General features: G+C 28.1%; 4 protein-coding genes. All 4 read left to right on the plus strand.

What is annotated here, in order from left to right; genetic code table 11:
• The first annotated feature begins 141 nt into the window (after nt 1–141).
• Nucleotides 142–1314, plus strand: coding sequence for a MalY/PatB family protein (locus tag VN21_RS06700; protein ID WP_046822574.1), 1173 nt, complete (start codon nt 142–144; stop codon nt 1312–1314).
• A 103-nt stretch (nt 1315–1417) separates the two neighbouring features.
• Complete coding sequence (gene nhaC / locus VN21_RS06705) at nt 1418–2860, plus strand: Na+/H+ antiporter NhaC (RefSeq protein ID WP_046822575.1); 1443 nt, start codon at nt 1418–1420, stop codon at nt 2858–2860.
• Nucleotides 2861–3001: 141 nt separating this feature from the next.
• The gene (locus VN21_RS06710; protein WP_046822576.1) at nt 3002–3502 is read left to right on the plus strand and encodes a hypothetical protein; all 501 of its coding nucleotides are present in this window, start codon (nt 3002–3004) and stop codon (nt 3500–3502) included.
• A gap of 48 nt (nt 3503–3550) precedes the next feature.
• Nucleotides 3551–4258 (plus strand): DUF11 domain-containing protein (locus tag VN21_RS06715; RefSeq protein WP_046822577.1); only part of this gene is annotated, 708 nt, incomplete at its 3' end.

Here is a 4258-nt window from a genome sequence, read left to right on the forward strand (position 1 = left end):
ATTATAATTCATTATTTACTATTTTGTTGGAATTACTGTATATATAGCTTTGCTTTGAAAATGTAATTTAGATTAAAAAGATTTGGCATAGATATTGCTTATACATTGTAAGTATAAAGAATTTATTGGAGGTAGTAAATAATGAATTATAATTTTGATACTATAATTGATAGAAGTAATAACTTTGCAGCTAAATGGTCAGAAATGGATAAGAAATATGGAACTAATGATCTTATTCCTATGTGGGTTGCAGATATGGATTTTAAAGCAGCTCCATGCATAATAGATGCTTTAAGAAACAGACTCGAACAAGGTATTTATGGATACACAACTAGACCAAACTCTTATAACCAATCAATAGTAAATTGGGTAGCTAGAAGATTTGGATGGAATATAAAAAGTGAATGGCTAGTTTTTAGTCCAGGAGTTATTCCTGCAATTAGTATATTAATACAAGAACTTACTAATGAAGGTGACAAGATAATGATACAAGAACCAGTATACAGTCCTTTCAATAGTGTAGTAAAAGATAATAAAAGAGAATTAGTTATAAGTCCTTTAAAGAAATTAGAAGATGGAAATTATGTTATGGACTATGAAGATATCGAAGCTAAGATAAAAGATGTAAAAATATTTATACTTTGTAACCCTCATAATCCAGTTGGAAGAGTTTGGACAAAAGAAGAGCTAAAGCAATTAGGGGATATATGTATTAAACATAATGTAAAAGTTATCTCAGATGAGATACACAGTGATATAATTTTCAAAGGTCATAAACATATACCTTTTGCATCAATATGTAGGGAATTTGAACAAAACAGTATTACTTGTATGGCGCCTACTAAAACTTTCAATATAGCAGGACTTCAAATGTCTCAAGTTATACTTCCTAACGAAGAGGATTACAAAGCACTAGACTCAGCTTTTGCAAGAATAGATATTAGAAGAAACAATGCATTTAGTTTAGTTGCAACAGAAGCCGCATATAACCATGGAGAAGAATGGTTAACAGATTTTATAGATTATTTAGAAGGCAATATGGATTTTGCTGTTAATTATATTGAGCAAAACATGCCAAAGTTAAAGGTAAGAAAACCAGAAGGAACTTATTTATTATGGGTAGACTTTAGCGAACTTGGATTAAGTGATGATGAAGTTGCCAAGTTTTTAGTAGAAAATGCTAAAGTTGCATTAAACAATGGACCTTCATTTGGGATAGGTGGACAAGGGTATCAAAGAATAAACTTAGCTTGTCCTAGGTCTATGGTTGAAGAAGCTTTAACAAGAATAAAAAATGCTATAGATTTATTGTAAAAAATTTAGACCTCAAAATTATATAAGAATTATTTTGAGGTCTAAATTTTAAGGGATGTGAAAACGATACCAAAAACTAATTAAAGAGAAAGGAAGTTTCCCCATGTGTACAAATGTTGAAAAAAAGAAACCTACATTTAGATTTGCAGTTTTAGTTATGCTTGCGATTATATCCTTGACTACGGTTGGAATGGTTGTATTTAAGGCATCTATAACAACTATGTTTTTACTATCATGGCTAATCGTTGTTCCGGCAGCTATGAAATTAGGTTATACTAATAGTGAAATTGAAGAATTTGGATTTTCTGTGGGAAAAGATGCGTTTCAGTCTAACTTAATTATATTATCAGTAGGAGTATTAATTGCTACATGGATAGCAGCAGGAACAATACCGACTATTGTATATAGTGGTCTTACGATAATAACACCTAAATATTTTCTATTAACAACATTAATAGTATGTTCTCTCACATCGATAGCAACCGGAACATCATGGGGAACTTTGGGAACTTCAGGTATTGCTCTAATGAGTATAGGGACAAGCATGGGAGTTCCAGCAGGACTTACAGCAGGTGCTATTATATCTGGAGCTTTCTTTGGAGATAAGATATCTCCTTTATCAGACTCTACAAACTTAGCTGCAGCAGTCTGTAAGACAGATGTAATAACTCATATAAAACATATGTTGTATACCACAGTACCATCATATATAATATGCATAGTTTTATATACTTCAATTGGATTTAAATATGCAAGCAATACAATAGATTACAATCAAATCAATGAAGTTATAAATGTTTTAAAAGCTAATTTTAATATAGGATTTATGGCTTTACTTCCAATAATCTTTTTACTTATATTACTTTTACTACAAAAACCACCAATAGTATCGATATTAGCTTCTGCTATTCTTGGTGGAGTTATAGCAGTTTTCCAAGAAGGGGAAAAAATAGGAGATTTACTAAATTATATGCTAAATGGATATTCTGTAGATACAGGACTTGAATATGCAGACAAACTATTAAATCGTGGAGGTATGATGAGTATGGCAGAAACTGTACTTTTAGTATTTATAGTTTTTGTTATAGCAGGAATACTTCAAAAAACTGGATTTTTAGAAGTTTTACTACAACCAATGATTAGAAAAATCGGAAACTCTAGAACAAAGTTAGTAGGAGCAACATTTATAACTAGTTATTTTGCAAATGCATTTAGTTCTTCGATGATGTTTACATCTGTATTTGTAGGAACTATTATGTCGCCTTTGTATAAAGAGTTCAAATTAAAACCAGAAAATTTATCTAGAATAATAGAAGATACGGCAACTCTTGGAGGACCATTAATTCCTTGGAATTCAAATGCAATATTTTGTAGTCAAACATTAGGGGTGAGTCCATTTGATTTTATACCATATTGTTTTTTAAGCTGGATAACTCCAATTATTTCATTTACTTATGGAGTAACAGGATTTTCTATGAAAAAGTATACAGATGAAGAACTTAATGAAATTAGAGAACTTGAAGTTGAAGAGTATTTGCAGTCGTAATAGATCTTAATAAAAAAAGAAGAGCTTAGAAGCTCTTCTTTTTTTATTAAGATGGTAGTTATTTAAATTAAGTAACGCACATATTATTTAATAGATTGATAAAAATATAATCAAAAAATTAATATTAATGGAGAAGGCTATATGGAAGTAAATTTTAAAAAAATGAATTGTAAATTATCTTGTTTTGAAGAAATGCCACCTTTAGAATATTTTAAGCAATTAAATATATATCAAAATTTACATATAAATAGTAAGAACTTAGATATTTCAAATATAGAAAACACTAGTCCAAACGTAGAGGTGTATTCAACTAAGATAATAGATAGTAAGGTAACTGAAAGTATAAAAGGGACTTCTTTAGAAGGACAGCATCTAAGTGGGAAGAATCTAATTATAGTAGGAAATACAAATATGAGTTTGATACTAGAATGTACTTCTAAAGGTAAAAAAAGTAAAAATATAAAAAAAAGAGAGATAATAAATTTTAACATGCCGTTCAGTACATTTATTGTAATTCCAGATGATATATGTAAAACAAAAACTATAGATTTAAGATACTTAATTGAAGATATAACCATTGCTAAAGTCAGCAAAAACCAAGTTTTAGTAAGTCTTACTATGTTAATTCAGTATATAGACTAGTATAAAGTTTACTAAAAGGTAGTTATACAAAAAAGAAAAGGTGATTCAATGAGAGTTGTTAATGAATGTAGAGTTGATTTTAAGTATAGGTTAACTCAAGATAGTCCATTAGTTACTAAAACAAATTTAAGTAATGTAGTATCAACAGATATAATAAAAAACATGTTAGATATAGAAAAATTTGTAGATAAAAATTATACCTATGCATTTGATATATTAACCTACAGTATAGTTATAACTAATGTAAGTAATTTTACTGTCACAAATGTATTTTTTAAAGACAAAATACCTAAAGGAACTATTTTTATAGAAAATTCAGTTAAGGTTGATAATATCAAAAAAAGATGTTTAAGACCTGACACTGGGTTTTATATAAATAAAATTAATTACAGGAGTAGTGTAATTATAAAATTTAAGGTTATAGTTTTGCCTCAATATTTCATACATCCAATAACAAATTTTTCAACTATACAACAAAACTATATATTAAATATAGAGGAAGTGCCAGTAAGATTAAATATTGATAGCAATATTGTAAGTAGTGAATTTCAACGAAAAGTATTTAAGGAAATAAACATATGTGAGAATATAAGACTAAAAAAAGATATTTCTAAAATTCTAAAATTTGAGGTTGATATAAAAGTAATAAGCACAAAACTGGTAGATAGTCCAATTAATAGAATTATTCAAAAGAATAAATCTAATATGTGCAACTTAGTTGTTATTGGGTATATAGATTATAAAATACATTTTTTA

Source organism: Paraclostridium benzoelyticum, assembly GCF_001006285.1.
In the GTDB taxonomy this organism is placed as follows: domain Bacteria; phylum Bacillota; class Clostridia; order Peptostreptococcales; family Peptostreptococcaceae; genus Paraclostridium; species Paraclostridium benzoelyticum.

Coding starts and splice junctions, on each gene's coding strand:
- nhaC (WP_046822575.1), top strand. CDS start 1,418: ATGTGTACAAATGTTGAAAAAAAGAAACCTACATTTAGATTTGCAGTT.
- VN21_RS06700 (WP_046822574.1), top strand. CDS start 142: ATGAATTATAATTTTGATACTATAATTGATAGAAGTAATAACTTTGCA.
- VN21_RS06710 (WP_046822576.1), top strand. CDS start 3,002: ATGGAAGTAAATTTTAAAAAAATGAATTGTAAATTATCTTGTTTTGAA.